Source organism: Abiotrophia sp. HMSC24B09 (genome assembly GCF_001815865.1).
In the GTDB taxonomy this organism is placed as follows: domain Bacteria; phylum Bacillota; class Bacilli; order Lactobacillales; family Aerococcaceae; genus Abiotrophia.
Genome location: NZ_KV822202.1, coordinates 55,540 through 70,350, shown reverse-complemented (window position 1 = coordinate 70,350; position 14,811 = coordinate 55,540). Strand labels below are relative to the sequence as shown.

At 40.9% G+C, this 14,811-nt stretch carries 14 protein-coding genes; 7 read left to right on the top strand and 7 right to left on the bottom strand.

The window, feature by feature from the left end; genetic code table 11:
• Positions 1 to 89: 89 nt before the first annotated feature.
• A complete protein-coding gene (gene hemH, locus HMPREF3093_RS04575) occupies positions 90 to 1,184 on the bottom strand; it encodes a ferrochelatase (protein ID WP_070755810.1) in 1,095 nt (364 codons plus the stop codon).
• A 475-nt stretch (positions 1,185 to 1,659) separates the two neighbouring features.
• On the opposite strand from hemH, the gene HMPREF3093_RS04570 reads away from it, so the two are divergent.
• The 3 genes from HMPREF3093_RS04570 to HMPREF3093_RS04560 all read left to right on the top strand — a co-directional run bounded on the left by HMPREF3093_RS04570 (position 1,660) and on the right by HMPREF3093_RS04560 (position 3,852).
• Entirely contained in the window at positions 1,660 to 2,721 is a 1,062-nt protein-coding gene (locus tag HMPREF3093_RS04570) for an ABC transporter permease (protein WP_070755809.1), read from the top strand.
• Between the two features lie 11 nt (positions 2,722 to 2,732).
• Positions 2,733 to 3,407 carry an ABC transporter ATP-binding protein gene (locus HMPREF3093_RS04565; protein WP_070755808.1) on the top strand — a complete coding sequence of 225 codons (675 nt, stop codon included), beginning with the start codon at positions 2,733 to 2,735 and terminating at the stop codon, positions 3,405 to 3,407.
• A 241-nt stretch (positions 3,408 to 3,648) separates the two neighbouring features.
• Positions 3,649 to 3,852: a hypothetical protein gene (locus HMPREF3093_RS04560; RefSeq protein ID WP_070755807.1), complete on the top strand. Its 204-nt coding sequence runs from the start codon at positions 3,649 to 3,651 to the stop codon at positions 3,850 to 3,852.
• Positions 3,853 to 4,005: 153 nt separating this feature from the next.
• Here HMPREF3093_RS04560 and HMPREF3093_RS04555 read toward each other — a convergent pair whose 3' ends face one another.
• Positions 4,006 to 5,214, bottom strand: coding sequence for a hypothetical protein (locus HMPREF3093_RS04555; RefSeq protein ID WP_070755806.1), 1,209 nt, complete (start codon positions 5,212 to 5,214; stop codon positions 4,006 to 4,008).
• 416 nt (positions 5,215 to 5,630) lie between these two features.
• On the opposite strand from HMPREF3093_RS04555, the gene HMPREF3093_RS09555 reads away from it, so the two are divergent.
• Genes HMPREF3093_RS09555 through HMPREF3093_RS04540 form a run of 4 tightly spaced genes read left to right on the top strand, consistent with a single transcriptional unit; the run spans position 5,631 to position 6,875 of the window.
• On the top strand, positions 5,631 to 5,876 hold the full coding sequence (locus HMPREF3093_RS09555; RefSeq protein WP_001813542.1) for a hypothetical protein: 246 nt from the start codon (positions 5,631 to 5,633) through the stop codon (positions 5,874 to 5,876).
• A complete protein-coding gene (locus HMPREF3093_RS04550; protein WP_000806926.1) occupies positions 5,873 to 6,208 on the top strand; it encodes a DinB/UmuC family translesion DNA polymerase in 336 nt (111 codons plus the stop codon). The genes HMPREF3093_RS09555 and HMPREF3093_RS04550 overlap by 4 nt, the downstream gene beginning before the upstream one ends.
• Before the next feature lie 12 nt (positions 6,209 to 6,220).
• On the top strand, positions 6,221 to 6,589 hold the full coding sequence (locus HMPREF3093_RS04545) for a hypothetical protein (RefSeq protein ID WP_000567222.1): 369 nt from the start codon (positions 6,221 to 6,223) through the stop codon (positions 6,587 to 6,589).
• Positions 6,576 to 6,875 carry a DUF5960 family protein gene (locus HMPREF3093_RS04540; RefSeq protein ID WP_001072467.1) on the top strand — a complete coding sequence of 100 codons (300 nt, stop codon included), beginning with the start codon at positions 6,576 to 6,578 and terminating at the stop codon, positions 6,873 to 6,875. Before HMPREF3093_RS04545 ends, HMPREF3093_RS04540 begins: the two co-directional genes overlap by 14 nt.
• A 117-nt stretch (positions 6,876 to 6,992) precedes the next feature.
• On the opposite strand, the gene msr(D) is transcribed toward HMPREF3093_RS04540, so the two are convergent.
• From msr(D) to HMPREF3093_RS04515, 5 genes are all read right to left on the bottom strand, one after another.
• Complete coding sequence (gene msr(D) / locus HMPREF3093_RS04535) at positions 6,993 to 8,456, bottom strand: ABC-F type ribosomal protection protein Msr(D) (protein WP_000420313.1); 1,464 nt, start codon at positions 8,454 to 8,456, stop codon at positions 6,993 to 6,995.
• 119 nt (positions 8,457 to 8,575) lie between these two features.
• Positions 8,576 to 9,793: a macrolide efflux MFS transporter Mef(A) gene (gene mef(A) / locus HMPREF3093_RS04530; RefSeq protein WP_000417519.1), complete on the bottom strand. Its 1,218-nt coding sequence runs from the start codon at positions 9,791 to 9,793 to the stop codon at positions 8,576 to 8,578.
• Between the two features lie 385 nt (positions 9,794 to 10,178).
• Complete coding sequence (locus tag HMPREF3093_RS04525) at positions 10,179 to 10,349, bottom strand: hypothetical protein (protein WP_000873143.1); 171 nt, start codon at positions 10,347 to 10,349, stop codon at positions 10,179 to 10,181.
• A 514-nt stretch (positions 10,350 to 10,863) separates the two neighbouring features.
• Positions 10,864 to 12,237 (bottom strand): 23S rRNA (uracil(1939)-C(5))-methyltransferase RlmD, encoded by a 1,374-nt coding sequence (rlmD, locus tag HMPREF3093_RS04520; protein ID WP_070755805.1) that lies wholly within the window; start codon positions 12,235 to 12,237, stop codon positions 10,864 to 10,866.
• 409 nt (positions 12,238 to 12,646) lie between these two features.
• A complete protein-coding gene (locus HMPREF3093_RS04515; RefSeq protein ID WP_070755804.1) occupies positions 12,647 to 14,410 on the bottom strand; it encodes a flavocytochrome c in 1,764 nt (587 codons plus the stop codon).
• Between the last annotated feature and the right edge of the window lie 401 nt (positions 14,411 to 14,811).

Sequence of the window (14,811 nt, the reverse complement as noted above, 5' to 3'; positions counted from 1 at the left end):
GGGGTGTGGGGATTGAAAAAAAGTTACAGACTACTAAAAAAGCCCCCTTAGTTAGATTTTTATCCAGCTAAGGAGGCTTTTTTGGCTGTTTAATCATACTTCTTGCCAAATTTCTTCTCCAGCATTTTCTTGACTAGATAAGGCATCTTGACGTTTTCGCGTCCCTTTTTGGCAATGAGTTTCTTAACAAAATCAGGCATCTGGATGTCTTGGTCTTCCTTTAGAATCGCATCGCTGTCTCTAGGCGCCGCCATCTCATCAAAAGTAGTCTCATCAGCTTGATGGATTTTGTAGTCCCCATGGAGATGCTTGGCTATCGTTGACAGCAAGGCCTCAATCAGACGCGGATCCGTATTAGGCATAGGGGGCCGCTTATAGCCAACGCCTAATTCATGGCAGAGTTCTTGACACTCCACATCATTGTCGAAGAGCACCTCGATATGCTCACTAATAAAAGCAATCGGCACAAAGATATAATGGTCGGGATGCTGGCTTTGCTCCCGCAAATACTCCAAGACATCTGGCTTAATCCATGGCATCCCAATATCGCTCTCACTCTGCCAAGTGTTAGTATACTGGTCTGGAGCAAGGCCGAGACCTTCAGCAATCAAGCGACTATTGTCGTAGATTTGGTCAATATAAGGGTCGCCAAACTCCAAAGCCAAGACAGGTACGCTATGAGCTGAGAAAACGACCCGATAAGTCTGACTGCCAATCTCTCGGATAATTTTTCGAATCTCCTCTACCCAGTAATTGATAAGGGCGGGCTCGCGATACCAGTCTTTAATGACTTGAAAACGGATGGTCTGGCTCTCTAGGAATTTCTCATAGCCCATTACGGAGTAATAGGAATAATGAGGTTCCAAGATTAAACAGAGGCAGTCTTCAATCCCATCTGCCTCCATCTGTGCAATGACATCGGGGATGAAGGGACGCGAAAATTTATTGGCAAAATAAACGTTCGCTTGGCCTTCTAGGGCCTCAGCTATTAGCCTCACTTCTTCCCTGGTAATGGCTTGGAGAGGCGTACCACCAATCCGAACATAATTATCATATAGGGTTTTGATTTCATCTTCTTCTGGACGAACACCCCGGCGAATATTGGTGAAAAATTCCGCGACTGCTTCATAGCTAATCGCTTCTGGTGACCCAAAGGTCATCATGAGGACAGCTTTCTTAGACATGTCAAACTCCTTATGTGTGTGTCGTAGTTTCCGTCTCTTATTCTACCATAGAAAAGGCTTTATCGGAACTATCTATAGACACTTAGACCATTCTAACTTGTCCGACACATAGAAAATATGGCCTAATCGAGTCAACAGGTGCATAAATTCCCTCCTAAATCTTAATATCTACCGTATTCTTCATACCAGCCCAGCAAGATATTTTAGAACAAAGGATATTGCCAGAACCTGCATAAATTAATATAATCATTGTTTCCTGTTAATCTTTTAATACCCTTAGTATCATTCTAACCCACGAATCCTTTCTCTTGACAGTACTTTTTTGTTTTGGTAGATTGATAGGACTAAACTCGGAGAATTGGTTACAAAGAGATATCCAAGCAGTAATTCAATGCTTCAAATGTTTTTAGCTAATGGGCTCGGCTAGACTTAAGCTATCCAAGAGCCAAATCACAACCAATTAAGGAGCATTCACATGTATCTCGCAATTAAAGAAATTCTACAAAATAAATTACGCTATAGTCTTATTGTATCCACCATTTTTCTGATTACCTTCATGGTCTTTTTCCTAACTGGCCTAGCGCTTGGTCTGATGAGGATCAATCGAATTGCTGCAGACAACTGGAACGCTACTGGCGTTGTTTTATCTGACTATGCCAACAATAATTTAACTGCTTCTTTTATCCCAGAGGCCAATTACCAAGATAAGCTCTCAGATGACGCTGTCGCGCTTGGTTTTATGTCTGTAGTGACAAATCTTAAAGACAATGATGATACTGAAAAACTCAATATATCTCTCTTTGCCCAAGACTGGGACAGCTTTATTGCACCTAAGTTGACTGAAGGCAATTATCCAACTAAGGATGATGAAGTGGTTGTTGACGAATCTTTGAAAAACTACGGCATCTCTATGGGCGACGAGATTCAACTTAACGGTAGCGACACAAGCTATAAGGTTGTCGGTTTAACGACTAATAGTAAATTTTTCACTGCACCTGTCATCTATAGCAACTTGACAACCTACTGGACTTTACAAGGAACACTTGACTCTAGCCGTTCGGTTTCGGCCATAGTCTTGCAAAATGATCAAATGATTTCTGCAGACGAATTGACTCAACTCACGGTGGAAGAGATGATTTCTCGTCTCCCTGGCTATGGCCCACAGAAAAATGTTTTCGCTGGGATGATTATTGCGATGATTGTGATTACTGGGATGATTGTCGGAATCTTCATTTACATTATCACCATCCAAAAATTAGGCTTATATGGCGTGATGCGAGCTCAAGGGATTCAAGCTAAGACCATTGTTTGGTCCTTGTTTTGCCAAATATTCATTCTGTCTCTTATTGGGATTTTCTTAGCCTTAGTTGGCATTTGGGCCGTCACCTTCATCTTGCCTGCAACCTTCTTCTTCTATACAAATTGGGCTGCTTATGGTGCCTTAAGTCTGGTTATTGCTTTGATGGCGTTACTTGGCGGAATGATTTCATTACCGCGCGTGCTCAAGATTGATCCAATTACTGCTATTTCCGAATAAGGAGAAAAAAGATGACTAAATTAATTGAAATGAAACAAGTAACGAAAACTTACGGGCATGGGCATTTACAGGTGGTTGCTTTGCACGAAACAAATTTCCATCTCAATGCCGGTGAGTTTGTGGCCATTATTGGACCGTCAGGTTCCGGGAAAACAACCTTCTTGACAACGCTAGGACAACTCCAACATCCATCAAGTGGGGATATTCTTGTAAAAGGAAAAGATACGCATCAGTTGTCTGAAAAAGAAAAAACGGCTCTACGTTTCAAGGAGTTCGGCTTTATTCTGCAAACTTCAAACTTAATCCCATTCTTAACCGTCAAAGAACAATTAGACTTAATCGACCGTTTGGATAAGGGGCGGTCGGTTAAGGAAGATCGTCAAAAATTATTCAATCTATTAGATTTAGAGAAGGTAAAAAACAGCTACCCAAAAGAACTTTCTGGGGGCGAACGTCAACGTGCTGCGATCGCAAGAGCCCTCTACAATAATCCAAGTATCATTTTGGCCGACGAACCAACTGCGAGTCTCGACACCCAACGGGCTTATCAAGTCACTGATATGTTAGCTACTATTGCCCATGAACAAGGAAGAGGCGTTGTCATGATTACACATGACACACGACTTTTAGACAAGTTTGACCGTATTTACACCATGAATGACGGCCGCTTGAAAGAGAAAGTCTAAAACTATTGGTAAGTAATTCCATCTATTTGGTCTTCATATATAGAGAAAAAGCCTTGAAACCAAGGCTTTTTTTCTATCCACATCTATCTTCAATTTTCTAGGCTCTCAAGAGCAGCCCCACACACTCCACTAAAGCCAATCAAAACAAGAAAGGCATCCCTTCTACACAGTCACTACCTTAAGCGCCTTGATAAGCTAAACTGTCTACGAGTTCTTCAGACACTAAGTATACTCACCTTTTATGTACCTACTCTTCCTGATTCCCCTCCTACTAGAGCTAGCGCCTAATCTACTAGCCCAAAAACTTCATAAGTACTTCCTCAGCTCAGAAAACGCCAAGGCAGCCTACAAAATGGGCGTCCTCACCCTCATCTTCGGCTCCTTCCTAAAAGATGTCTTCGATATCTACGGCACCCATTCAGTCTATCCGACCTTCTACCATTAAAAGATTAGTACATATCGCGACTTATCCACCAAGACATAATCGCAGATTTATAGCTATTTCAATTACATCATATCTTAAACAGCCTATCTCCAAAACTTTTAAAGTAATCTTTTCTATTCTGAGTATATTCCTATGATTATTTTTTAGGATAAACTACTCTCTACTATCAATACTTTTAGAAGTCATACGCTCAATTCTAGAACAATAAAGGTATCGTGACAGTTCAGAACTTGCACGCTTAAGTAAATAAAAAAATTTCAGACTATCATAGATATCATAAGATAACCTAATAGTCTCCGCTTCTATTATTTTTTCATCCCCTCTAATTATAGATTCTTTTCGAGTTTTCAAAATTACGTCGACTCCGTTTTTAGTATAAAACAGCTTTTCAATATTATCTATTTCTTTTAAATCTTCAAGGGAAAATTTGGAAATGCTAGATTTTATTTTAATTGTACGGATGCCAAACTTTTTCTCTCCAAACAACATCCTTGCCCTCTCTAAATCTTTTTTATAGATACCCATAACTATATTTTTTAATTCCTCTACATCCGATAGCTCGATAAATCTCCAATAATATTTATCTCTAGGATATATTGCGGGAGAAAGCTCATTACAGGATCCATTTAATATATTTGCCACTATCAATCGTTGATTACCTATTACATAATCGAAGTTTTTATCGATATTGGAATCATGCCTATTAATCCAACCTAGTAATTTTTTGTATTGTAAAACTACCTCTTTAAATTCCTGATTAAACTCACTTTCAATTACTCTTCTAGCCTCGCTCTTTCTACCACTTTTATAAAAGTAGAAAACTATTACCACCAATGGCACAACTATACTAGTTAAGTTTGTAAATCCCCCAAAAATACTAACCCAATTATTTTTCGCATCAAAAACCATCTTTAACCTTTCTTGTGCTATCGAAGTTAGGTTATTTATCAGATTTATTTCGAAATCGAAATCAGCAGCAAACAAAATAGCCAACAGGGTATAGATGTTACAACCGAAAGGTAGCCGCACCCAATAAAGACGCAGAAATCGATATATTTGATTCCAAAAGTAATTAATCTGAATATAGGATTGGGCCCTTTGCCTATTTCCCATACGTACTGCATTACGACCTTTATGTTGTGTAATATATGATATGCCCTCATCCAATAGACTAAGGAGCACCCTAGCATAGCCAAAAAACACTACTTTCCACATAAAGAAACGTACTACAAATTTAGCAATCACATTCATCTCAGCCCATTTTTGCATAAGTTTTTCCTCTGGAAATAGTAAATTTTTTGCCAACATGAACACAAAAAACAAAAAAACGATGCCTATTACTATGTCTCCTACTTTTCTCATTACTATTAATCCCCTTAATTGATATAAATCGTATCGTGTTAATCGCTAATTACATAACTAGGATTCTATATGACTAGATACGAAACAGTTTCAATATTCTACATAATATCGAAAAACGCGGTAGTTTCGAACTAGTTACTTCACTTTTTTATAAGCACCGCCACACACTCAACATGTGCTGAGAGCTTTCTTCTATACTAATAGACGAAAGGGTGTGAAAATGATTTTTAAATGATACTGTGGAACGGAACAGTAGCCCTAGTATTGACTACTGTCGTTTCTATTCATATTGGCTATTCTAGGACTGAGATGAAAAAATCTATAAATGCTCAGAATAAAATTGAACCCGCAAATCTCCCCAAAACAATGGTGAGTCATGTACTTGTATTATTCCGAAAAAATACACCTCTGGTGCAGTGAGACAAATTGGTGTATCTTATAGTGGCTTCGTAGATGAAAGCTATACTCTACTATCACTCTTTGATGATGTAGAACAAATTGAAAAAGATAATAGACTTCAGACAGCTATTGATGTTGTCAGAGAACAGTTTGGTTTTTTAGCCATACAAAAAGGAACCGTCCTAACTGAAGGTTCCAGAAATATTGAACGCAGTAAACTTATCGGTGGTCATTCCGCGGGTGGATTGGAGGGATTAAAATGAAACAAGAAAAAAATACAGTACAATTTTCAGAAATCCGTAGCAAAGGATGTAATGATATTGAAATGCTTGAAAGATTTTTACATGGAATCGTTGAAACAGCAACTTCAAAACTTCGTCAGAGAAAACTCAAAACAACTGAAATATCGATACGACTAGTACATGCTAAATCTGAAAACCGATTACCATTGGAATTTACATTTAGCATTAAGCCAACAAGCTCATCTGTGATAATCTATACTGAGGTAATCAATCGCTTTAAAGAATGTTACACAGGTGGGGGAATTCAAGGTTTTACGATTCAATTTGATAAAAATACCCTTGCCTCTGCATAGAAAGGATTTGATATGATTGACCGTTCATATTTACCATTTCAATCAGCAAGAGAGTACCAGGATACAAAGATGCAAAAATGGATGGGCTTTTTCCTATCTGAACATGCATCAGCACTCTCTGATGATACAAACAAAGTAACGTACATGTCTGACTTATCACTAGAGAAGAAATTATTACTCCTCAGTCAAGTATACGCCGGGCAGCTACGCACACGCATTCAAGTGATTGAAAAAAACAAGCGTGTTTCCTACACTGGAACAATACCAAGTCTGACCAAAGATTTCATTTTGATAAAAACTACAACAGGTCACATCAATTTGAAATTAAAAGACATTATTAGTATTGAACTTGTCGAGGAGGTGCTCTATGAATCAGCTTGAGTTTCAGCGTAATCACCTACAAATGGACTATTATAGCGAGAGCTACCAAGATTTTGAACGTGACTTCTACCGCTACTCTAACATGAATATTCCATTGACCTTCCTAACTGATGATATCCTAAAAACAATGGCGACTTCACGTAAGAATTACTTTGTCCTCAATAAGGAAAAGTCCAGAGATAACCGCGATCACTTCTTCATATTTGAAGTAAGTACCGTAGATGAGAATCCGCTAATCTATCATTATACATATAAGAAAACTACAATATATTTAGCAGAAAAATAGGAGCAGTTCAATTGACTGTTCCTATTTTTAATATTCATAAAATCTAAAGTCTTTATACTCTTTAACAATGGAGTCGCCAACCAGAACAGACTATACTGACCAGCGACTACCTTAAATTTAATGTTTCAGATTTATTTTCTTATCTCTAATTTCATAAACTACATCTGCTACATTTTCGAGTAATCGTTTATCGTGGGTGATAAACACGATAGTTCCGGTGTACTCCTTCATTAGTATTTCCAAAGCCTCTAAACTTGGTATGTCAAGGAAGTTACTGGGTTCATCCATTATTAGGATGTTATATCTACCCATGAGCATTTTAGCAAGCAACAATTTTATAATTTCTCCACCGCTTAAAACAGATAAACTTTTTCCAATATCGTTCTGTTTGAACCCCATAGATGCTAGCACTGAACGAATTTCTGATATATTGTAGTCACAATCCTTCTGCATAAACTCCATAACATTCTGATTACTGTTGTACTTGTAACCATTCTGTGCAAAGTAACCTATTTTTGCCTTAGGCGAAATAGAAATTCCTTCTTCATGGTTTAAGATCATTTGGATTAAAGTTGTTTTTCCGATTCCATTACCACCAGTTAACGCCACTTTTGCTCCTAACGGAATTTGAAAAGATGCATTTTCAAACAGAGCCTTATCCCCAAATACTTTATTAATTTCTGCACCGACTATAGGGTATGGATTATGGAGCTCCAATGCTTTACTTTGCCTGAAACGAATTCTGCGAATGCCTTCCGGAGCTTCTACTTTTCCTAAGGCCGCAATCCTGTGCTCTAGGGTTTTAGCAGCATTATACATCTTTTTTTCCTTACTTCCTATTGATTTTTGATGAGCTAAACGCCCTCCGTCTTCAGTACTTTTTTTCTTTGAAGAACCTTTTGCCTTCTGTTCTATTTTACGAGCCTGTTTTCGCTTTTCCTCCGCAGCCCTTTCCAATCGGGCACGTTCCGCAATAAATTGTTCGTATTCTGCAGCTTGGCTCTTACGTTCTTCCTCTTTCTGACGAAGATAATCAGAATAGTTTCCCCAATACTCAGTGATTTTGCCATCTTTCAGTTCCCATATTTTATCTACTATTTCATCAAGAAAATAGCGGTCATGGCTAATAACTAACAGTGCACCTGTAAAATATTTTAGCTGTCCTATTAGAAAATCAATTCCTTCACGGTCTAAATGGCTCGTAGGTTCATCCGCTAAAATACCATGAACCTGTGCCGATAAGGCCTGTGCTATTTTAAGCCTTGTTTCTTCACCACCGCTCATAGTCTGTATATTTAATTGCTCAACACCTAGCTTGCCTACAAGTGCAAAATCTTTTTCCTCCTGCAGAGTTACTTCGTCCAACTGGGGAATATAGGCAAGTTCACCCAGACGATTCATTTTACATCCTGGGGGAGTTAATTCTCCTAAAAGTACCCTGAGTAAAGTGCTTTTTCCAGCACCATTTGCTCCTACTAAACCAATACGGTCATAATCATATACTTCTAATTCATTTATATCTAAAACATCGCGTCCTTTGAATTCCACACGAATGTCTTTTGCTTTTAATATTAATTCCATAACATTTCCTCCTGTCTATAATCGCATGCTTTCATTTGCTTGTATGCAGGGAAAACCCTGCGATTTTAGCAGGAAGAGTTACATGAAAATAAGATACATAAATATTCCTCCAATATTGTTTATTTTAAATCTAATTTTCTAACCTCAGTTATCATTTGGCAAACTATAGCAATGCCAATAATTAAAATACCTGATAGTAAAAACCAATGATTTACACCGATTTTATCAGCAAAGAATCCAGAAAGAATTAACCCAATTGGCATAGCAAGTGACATGATACTTCCGATCAAAGAAAATACACGTCCTAAATATTCAGGCTTAATTTTCTCCTGAAAAAGAGCTGTTTGCACACCGCTATAAAATGGCACCGAAAGCCCCATTATTGCACAGCAAACTACGAATATTACAAATCCATTTGGAGGAAGTATTCCCGAAACGGCTAAACTGGTCCCCATTATAAAAAATGAACTTGTTATTAGTAATACATGCTTTTCGAAGCCCCCTAATCTTCCTAATAATAAGCCTCCTGCTAGCATCCCAAATGCAAAGGAAATTTCCGTAATAGAAATATGCACAGGCGTTCCATTAAAGTGTTCCATGCTTATTAAAGGAAATAGTGCATTGATTGGCATATAAACAAAAGTATATAGTGTTCCTAAGAGTAATAAGGCAAACAATCCTTTGTTTTGTCTCAGAACCACAACTCCTTCTTTCATCTCCCTTATGAAATTTGGTTCTAAACTTTGCACTTGATTACCCAGCTTAGGTATACGTACAATTGCTACCGTAATAGATGCAATCACAGCACCCAATACGTCGATGGCAATAATAGCATTTAAATCCCAAACGGAGTATAAGAGTGCTGCAACTGCCGGACTAACAATATAGCTTATAGACTGCAAAGACTGACTATAGCCTGCGCATTTCGTTAGCTGTTCTTCTGGTACTAAAAGTGGTGTAACCGCATTGAGTGCTGGGGTATGAAAAGCTGTTCCAATGCTACGGATAAACAATACTATCATAATCATCCAGACAGGTAGCTCCATACAGAATGCAACAATAGCAAGCACTGCACCAGCTGCTGCGATAATTAAATCGGCACCAATCATTATCTTCTTCCTATCATGACGATCCACTAGCACACCAATGGCAGGTCCCAAAATCGCATAGGGTAAAAAACCTACTAATGAAGCCATAGACAAGACCATCGCAGATCCTGTTTTTTCTGTAAGGTAAAAAATAATCGCCATTTGCAGGATGGCACTAGTGATTAATGATACTGCTTGCCCTGCCCATATTGCATAAAATTTTCGTTTCCAATTGTTGTATTTTTCCATTTATATTATCTCCTGCATATTATTTTGCTTGAATTTCTATTTTGAATAGCATTCTAGGCAATAAAAAATGCAGGCCAAACCCCACAATGTGGCTTTTGGTCTGCATACATACAATTTGGAAACATTCATATTAAAGACATAGTTAAATAAAGGTATAGTTAAATAACCAATATCCTCACCGTAACTAATGAATGCTCAATATCGTATAAATAAGCACAACAAAAAAGCCTATCATCGGGTATAGATTCTGCTTTTTTTATTGCCAGCTTATCTTAAACGCATTGAGGCTGTCATAGTTTCGGTTCCTCCTACATCTTTGTTTATATCAATTTATAGTATAACACAACAAGATGATATGTTCAATATAAAAGTTATGGAATGAGACTCATACTTCCAATTCGATGCCAGATTTAAAGGATATGACGAAGTTTTCTTCATAGACTGTAACGCTCTGGATTATCTTCCTTAGTAGCAAGCGATTAGCTTTCACAAAATCTTCTGTTTGTAGTTTTAAAAATTCATCAGGATTTTCTAACTCAACCTCAAAATATTTCATTTTACATTCCCTCATTTCATTTATTGATAAATTGAGTTTGCAAAAAAGAGTGGACAATTTTTGTCTACTCTTAACCTTTAAAATAGTTTTTTTTAATCGATTTGAAGTTGCCTAAATTATTACTTATTCGGTAAAATGAAGTATTGCTTTCAACAGATTTCCTTCAACTACACTTCACTTGATTCAAACAAGGTGGGTACATTTCTATTCCCACAAACTCCTTGTCAATGGAAACAAACACGTACCCACAGGGTAAATGGAAATAGAAACTGATAATTTCTAGCTATCACTTCTACTCATTCCAAAAATTTTCTCACTCTGATACTTACCCACCATAAAGCAAAAAGCCTTGCAATCAAGGCTTTCATTATCCCTTTCGTTCAAAGGTTTCTAAGCTTTTACGAGCAGAGCGACACACTCAGCGGTTCGCTATCTCCGTTCTGTCTGCGTGCTAGCACTTGTCAATCACGGACAGCTATCGCATGGGCGGAAGTAAATGCTAATCTTCGTCGTTTTACTCCTTGACTAGCAAACTTACCGCCTCAACATGCGCAGTCTGCGGGAATAAATCAACCGGCTGCACCCACTGCAGCTCATAGCCTGCCTGGGCCAAGAGTTGACAGTCCCGGGCGCAGGTGGCTGGGTTGCAGGACACGTAGACGATCTTGTCTGGTGCCAGTTCAATCAGGGTCTTAACGAACTCAGGGTCTAGGCCCTTGCGTGGTGGGTCAACCACCGCTACATCAAAATGAATGCCTTCTGCCTGCCAAGCTGGCAGCACCTCTTCGGCCTTGCCGGCTTGAAAGGTGACATTGTTTAGGCCGTTGGCCTCGGCATTGGCCCGCGCCATGTCGATGGCCTCAGGCACGATTTCCATGGCATAGACCTGACCGGCTTGTTTGGCTAGGGCCAGGGAGATGGTGCCAATCCCGCAATAGGCATCCAGGACAGTCTCACTGCCACTTAAGTCAGCCGCCTCAAGGGCATAGCGATAGAGGGCTTCGGCCTGAGGGGTATTGACCTGATAGAAGGAATGCGGAGAGATAGAGAAATCCAGCCCAAGCATCTGATCCCGATAGACCGGCTGGCCCCACAAGAGGCGATTGGTCGGTCCCATAATGACATTATTTGCCTGCGTATGACTATTGAGGACCAGGCTGACTAAGTTAGGAATGGCCTCTGTGAGCGCCTGAATCAACTTATCTTCAGCTGGCAGTCCTTTGCCATTGACGATTAGGATCAACATGACTTGGCCACTATAGTGACCGCGTTTAACAATGATATGGCGAATTTGGCCCTTACGACTTTCCTCGTCGTAAGCCGAGTAGCCCAGCTGGCGCAAGATATCTCGCGTCTTAAGAATGGCTTGGTCGATGGCTGGATCTTGAATATGGAAATTCTCCACGGGCACTAGCTGGTGGCTATTCTTGCGGAAGAAGCCAGTCTCTAGTTGGCCTTTGACAGTCCGAACCGGAATTTGAGCCTTATTGCGGTATTGCCAAGGATGGTCCATGCCATGAGTTGGCCGGACCTCCAGACTTTCCGGGAATTTCCCTAGGCGACTGAAGACTTGCTTGACTAGGGCCTGCTTAGCCTTGAGCTGGGCAGGATAAGCCATATGTTGCAAGGTCATGGTGCCAATCTGACGGCCGATAGGGTCGGTAATCTCCACCCGATCCGGGCTGGGCGTTAGAACCTCTTCCAGGCGCGCAAAGCCGAAGGACTTGCCGACCTTGAGAACCTTAATAGCCACCTGCTCGCCCGGAATAACACCCTCCACAAAGAAGGGATAGCCCTCGATTTTGACTACGCCCTGGCCTTCATGGGTCAGGTCGACTACCTGGCCTTGGTGTACTTGATTCTTCTTAAATACTTGTTTTGCGTCCATCTTCAGTCTCCTTTGCTCTTCCTTCCTATCATACCACGAAATATTAGTCAGGCAAAGGATGCGCGCCATCACGTTGATCTTACTTTTAAGTCTGATTTGCTGAGCTTCGTACGATTAAGATAGCAAAATCTAGCTTTACTTTGCTCTATTGTTATCGCATCTCTCCTTTAACTTCCCTTCTGCAAAGAGACAGTATGTTTGTATACATGTTATTATATTTCTTTTAGAATGCTCTGTCTTTACAGATTCTTGCTAGAAACATACACATTCTTGCTGTTTTTTCCTCCAACCATCGAAGATGACTATTTTTAACGGATATTTATATCCATAAACCTACTTTAAATCAAAAGCAGCCTATCAGATGGATTTCTTGTCCACCTGATGGGCTGCTCTTTATTATAAGACACTATTATTTACTTACCATCTTCCCAGCAACACGTCCGAAAGTGATGATATCGGCGATGGCATTCCCACCTAAGCGGTTAGCCCCATGAATCATACCGGTTAATTCACCGGCTGCATAGAGGCCTTCAATAGGCTTGCCAGCTTCATCTAGAACCCGGGTATCCTTATCGGTCACCAAGCCCCCCATGGTGTGGTGGACACTTGGACGAACTTTTTCTAGGATATAGGGGCCTTCTTCCAAGGAAGCCAAACCAGCCCGGTGGTTGAAGTCGGGGTCTTTCTTGTCCTTGGCATATTGGTTGACCTTGGCTACTGTCTCCTTAAGCTTAGCTGGATCAATGTCGAAGTGAGCCGCCACTTCTTCAAGGGTGTCCGCTTCAACTAGCAGGCCTTGCTTCTTGAGTTCTTGATACTCAGCTTGATGGTGCTCCTTAGAGTGGGAGATATCGTCGGTCTTCTGGTTCCAGAGTTGATATGCATAGCCCCCTGGTTGAGCCAAAATAGCCTTAGAAATCACATCCCGCCGGTCCAATTCTTCGACAAAGCGCTGGCCCTCTTGATTAATGAGGACCGCCCCATCGAAACGGGTATCGGCTAGGAGGGAGATTTCCCCAGTCTCAGGGTTAGACACCGGATAGGTTTGGATGGAAGACATATTAGTGACAGCTGCACCAATGGCTTGAGCCATGACAATACCATCACCGGTAGAGCCGACCGTATCCGTGGATAGGTAGCGCTCGTCCATCTCAGGATTGTATTGCTTACGCATGTCAATGTTAGAGCCAAAGCCCCCCGTAGTCAGCACGACCCCATTCTTGGCATGGAAGGTCACGGCCTGGCCTTGATGGTCTGCCTTGACGCCGACAACACGCTTGCTGTCATCTTGGATGAGTTCAGTAGCCTTGGTGTTCACCAGAATCTTAACACCTAGTTCTTCTGCCTTGGCATTGAGCTTGGTTACCAGTTCCTGGCCGGTGTGGCCTTCTGGAATCAAGGCCCGCTTGTAAGAATGGCCGCCAAATTGGAAGAGCTTGTCTTCTAGGAATTTGACGCCAACCACGTCACGTAGCCATTCGGCTGACTCTAGGGCATGTTCTGCTAGATAGCGAACCATCTCGGGATTACCCAGGTTGTCGCCACCCTTCATGGTGTCTTGGTAGTAGGTTTCTACGCTGTCGCCTTCAATACCTAGTTTCTTCTGAACCCAGTTGCCTGGCGCATTCATTTCGCCCCCACTAATGAGGGTATTCCCGCCGACAGCCGGCATCTTCTCGATAATCACCACGGATTTGCCTGCTTGAGCTGCTTCGATAGCCGCACTAAAGCCCGCGCCCCCTGCTCCGACAACGACCACATCATAGGATTGTTCGCTGTCTAGCTGCTCTTGGGTTGAAGTAGTAGAGCTTACCTCTGCTAGGGTCAGGCCTGATTTCTTGACGGCATCTTGGACGGCTTCCAGATAGCCTTGGCTAGTGGCTGTGGAGCCGGACACCACATCGACATCAGCCTTGTTGTTGCCAATAATCTTATCCTTAAGTTGCTTGTAGACGGGTGTGGCTAGGACTTCATTCTCATCGGACTGGAGCACCTTAATGTCCGCAATCCGGTCGTCTTGGAAGGTCACTTCCACCTCGACAGTCCCATGTTTCCCCTGACCTTGGCCCTTGACTGTTTGGCTGCCGGCCGCCTGAGCTAGGCTAGCCAAGGGGCCCATGACTAGGACTAAGAGGGCTAAGACTAGCCAGAACTTTTTCCAGTAATTTTTCATATTCCATCCTCCTATCTATTTTTACCACCAAGACTAGGCTCATTATCTTGGTTGACTTTCCATTATACTCCTTTTTAGGCTGACTGTCTTTGCATATTCTTGCTGAAAACATGCGCAATCTTGCGGTCTTATCCTTCAACTTTCTGTCAAGATTTGCTAAAATCTGATATTATTCTTAGTTTTAGTTGACAAGGAAGAGCTAGTATTCCACTAATATCTAGGTCACATATGGACTTTTACATTCCAAGAACCCTGATGACTTTCCTATTTATCTATTCTATAGATAAATAGGGTTTAAGTTGGCAAATCTACGTTTATTTCTCGTCACATATTTCTCAGACCTACTTGTCCATGAAAGTAGGATCCCTATTGTTGTGACCTAAACTTTTCGATGCATAATA

Excerpts from the sequence above, each read along its gene's own strand:
- hemH (WP_070755810.1), bottom strand. The coding sequence starts at position 1,184 with ATGTCTAAGAAAGCTGTCCTCATGATGACCTTTGGGTCACCAGAAGCG.
- HMPREF3093_RS04570 (WP_070755809.1), top strand. The coding sequence starts at position 1,660 with ATGTATCTCGCAATTAAAGAAATTCTACAAAATAAATTACGCTATAGT.
- HMPREF3093_RS04565 (WP_070755808.1), top strand. The coding sequence starts at position 2,733 with ATGACTAAATTAATTGAAATGAAACAAGTAACGAAAACTTACGGGCAT.
- HMPREF3093_RS04560 (WP_070755807.1), top strand. The coding sequence starts at position 3,649 with ATGTACCTACTCTTCCTGATTCCCCTCCTACTAGAGCTAGCGCCTAAT.
- HMPREF3093_RS04555 (WP_070755806.1), bottom strand. The coding sequence starts at position 5,214 with ATGAGAAAAGTAGGAGACATAGTAATAGGCATCGTTTTTTTGTTTTTT.
- HMPREF3093_RS04550 (WP_000806926.1), top strand. The coding sequence starts at position 5,873 with ATGAAACAAGAAAAAAATACAGTACAATTTTCAGAAATCCGTAGCAAA.
- HMPREF3093_RS04545 (WP_000567222.1), top strand. The coding sequence starts at position 6,221 with ATGATTGACCGTTCATATTTACCATTTCAATCAGCAAGAGAGTACCAG.
- HMPREF3093_RS04540 (WP_001072467.1), top strand. The coding sequence starts at position 6,576 with ATGAATCAGCTTGAGTTTCAGCGTAATCACCTACAAATGGACTATTAT.
- HMPREF3093_RS04525 (WP_000873143.1), bottom strand. The coding sequence starts at position 10,349 with ATGAAATATTTTGAGGTTGAGTTAGAAAATCCTGATGAATTTTTAAAA.
- rlmD (WP_070755805.1), bottom strand. The coding sequence starts at position 12,237 with ATGGACGCAAAACAAGTATTTAAGAAGAATCAAGTACACCAAGGCCAG.
- HMPREF3093_RS04515 (WP_070755804.1), bottom strand. The coding sequence starts at position 14,410 with ATGAAAAATTACTGGAAAAAGTTCTGGCTAGTCTTAGCCCTCTTAGTC.